Origin of the sequence: Kitasatospora sp. NPDC085879 (assembly GCF_040686255.1) — a bacterium.
Taxonomy (GTDB): Bacteria; Actinomycetota; Actinomycetes; order Streptomycetales; family Streptomycetaceae; genus Kitasatospora.
The window spans coordinates 1-2,103 of the sequence record NZ_JBFBJZ010000185.1 but is presented as its reverse complement, the minus strand read 5'-3'; the positions used below and the strand labels follow the sequence as shown (position 1 = coordinate 2,103).

Annotated in this window: 5 protein-coding genes; 1 reads left to right on the top strand and 4 read right to left on the bottom strand. The window is 74.0% G+C overall.

Annotated features, from left to right (window positions below):
- Positions 1-254: hypothetical protein (locus tag AB0P35_RS42005; protein ID WP_363521856.1), on the top strand; the 254-nt coding region annotated here is incomplete at its 5' end.
- Between the two features lie 177 nt (positions 255-431).
- On the opposite strand, the gene AB0P35_RS42000 is transcribed toward AB0P35_RS42005, so the two are convergent.
- The 4 genes from AB0P35_RS42000 to AB0P35_RS41985 all read right to left on the bottom strand — a co-directional run.
- The gene (locus tag AB0P35_RS42000) at positions 432-830 is read right to left on the bottom strand and encodes a DUF2267 domain-containing protein (RefSeq protein ID WP_363521854.1); all 399 of its coding nucleotides are present in this window, start codon (positions 828-830) and stop codon (positions 432-434) included.
- A 55-nt stretch (positions 831-885) separates the two neighbouring features.
- On the bottom strand, positions 886-1,290 hold the full coding sequence (locus tag AB0P35_RS41995) for a DUF2267 domain-containing protein (RefSeq protein WP_363521851.1): 405 nt from the start codon (positions 1,288-1,290) through the stop codon (positions 886-888).
- A gap of 46 nt (positions 1,291-1,336) precedes the next feature.
- Positions 1,337-1,630, bottom strand: coding sequence for an STAS domain-containing protein (locus AB0P35_RS41990; RefSeq protein WP_363521848.1), 294 nt, complete (start codon positions 1,628-1,630; stop codon positions 1,337-1,339).
- A gap of 125 nt (positions 1,631-1,755) precedes the next feature.
- Positions 1,756-2,103 (bottom strand): Hsp20/alpha crystallin family protein (locus tag AB0P35_RS41985; protein WP_363521846.1); only part of this gene is annotated, 348 nt, incomplete at its 5' end.

Sequence of the window (2,103 nt, the reverse complement as noted above, 5' to 3'; positions counted from 1 at the left end):
CGCGCCCGAAGAAACGAGCGACACCGCGCAGGGAGGCGGCAGTGGAACACCCGGCGCCCGTGGCACCGGAGACGGCCCGGGACGGACAGGCGGCCTTGATCGAGGCGATCACCGAGGCCGTGGGCGACGGTGGCGACTGCACCGTCCGTCGGCTGCTGGCCCGCTTCGCCGAGCTGGCCACCACCGCCGACCTGTACGCCCTGCGCGGCGCCCTCGACACCGCCCGCCCGTCTGGCAACCGCGGGCTGAGCTGACCCTTGCCGACCGGGCCCGCGGACCTGCGCGACCAGGCGTTCAGGTCGATCCTGCGCCTGACGTCGTGGCCGCTGCGCATGCGCGCTCGTCCTGGCCGGCCGCGGCGACGGGGCGGATGCCCGCCCGGTGGGTGAGATCCGGCACGGTGCCGGTGACGGCCCGCACCCGGTCCCGGGTCACGCCGCGGTGATGAGGTCGGCGCGGCCGAACAGGAGGGCGTACCCGCGGGGCAGGTCCGCGAGAAGCCGGTCGGCCAGCCGGTCACCGGCCAGGTCGGCGAGGGCGGCCAGGACGGAGGAGGTGTCCCAGCGGGCGCCGCTGAGGCTGGTGTTCAGGGTGTGGGCAACGGCTTCGACGAAAGCCGGGGCGGCGACTGGCTCGGGCAGCGGGATCTGCGAGGCGAAGACCACGCGGGCCCGCTCCGGCAGGGCCGCGGCGAGGTCGCAGCGTTCCTCACCGGTGAGCTGGCTGCCGAGGACGGCCAGAACAGCGTGCAGGACACGTTCGGCCTCCTCGTCACAGGTGTAGCGGCCGAGGGTGCGGACCTGCCGGAGAAGGAGGCGGTACCGGGTCATGGCGGTGGCCTTCCGGGGCTGGGCCGGCCGGGCGGTTGCGGCGGCGCGGACGGGTTCAGGGGCGGTGGCCGGGCTGGGGCCGGCCGAACAGGAGGTCGTAGCCGGGCGGCAGCTGGAGCAGGACACGCTCGGTGAGGTCGTCGCCGGCGGCGTCGGCCACCGTGGACAGGACGGCGCCGATGTCCCACAGGGCCGTGGTTTCGGTGGCGCCCTCGATCCAGGCCGCGGTCGCGCGCACGAAGCGCTCGTGGCTGAGCGGTTCGGTGGCGTGCAAGGGGTTGAGCAGGACCAGGGCCATGGTCTCCGGCAGGCGGGCGGCCAGTTCGGCGCGCACGTCGCCGACCAGGTGGGCACCCAGCAGGGCCAGGACGACCCGGGCGGCCCGCTCGGCCTCCTGCGGGGTGTCGTACTCACCGCATTCCCGGACCTCCTCCAGGAACGCCTCCCATCGACGAGTCACCGCGGTTCTCCCTCCATCCCAAGGGGCCGGTGCGAACGGTGCCCGGTCAGGGCTCGACGGCCAGGCGCAGGTGCAGACCGGTGAGCCTGAGCAGCCGGACCACGCAGCGCCCGGCCCCGCGCAGGAGCAGGCGGGCGCCGCACCGGCCGGCCTGGTTGCGGGCCCGGACCAGTACGCCCAGGCCCGCGCAGTCCATGAACGTCACTTCCGACAGATCCAGCACCACCGCCCGGTGCGACTCGAGCGCGGCGGACAGGGCACGGCGCAGCGAGGGCGCGGTGTGAAGGTCGATCTCTCCGCGCGCCCGCACCACGAGGGGTTCGTTGCCCTGGGCGTTCATGGCGTTGCCCCGTGTCCGCGGTCGGGGCGGCCCGGGGAGGGCTGCCGGCGGGTGGGGGCGTTCCGGCCGCCCCTTCGAGGGGGAGAGATCAGGGGCGGCGCGGAACGGTTCATGGGAGAAGGGGGTCAGGCCCGGATCTGCTTGCGGTCGCCGCTGTGGCTGATGGCGATCTTGCGGGGCTTGGCCTTCTCCGCGACCGGGATCTTCAGCGTCAGCACGCCTGCGTCGTAGTCGGCGCTGATCCCGGCGGGGTCGAGGGTGTCGGAGAGCATGACCTGGCGGGAGAACACGCCGAGCGGGCGCTCGGACAGCTCCCACTTCACGTTGTCGCCCTCGTGGCGGGGGCGGCGCTCGGCCTTGACGGTCAGCATGTTCCGTTCGACGTCGATGTCGATCGCCTCCGGGTCCACCCCCGGCAGGTCGAAACAGATCACGTACTCGTCGCCCACACGGCAGGCGTCCAGCGGCATCGG

Bases quoted from the DNA above. Each gene is read 5' to 3' on its own strand.
- AB0P35_RS41990 (WP_363521848.1), bottom strand. From the start codon at position 1,630: ATGAACGCCCAGGGCAACGAACCCCTCGTGGTGCGGGCGCGCGGAGAG.
- AB0P35_RS42000 (WP_363521854.1), bottom strand. From the start codon at position 830: ATGACCCGGTACCGCCTCCTTCTCCGGCAGGTCCGCACCCTCGGCCGC.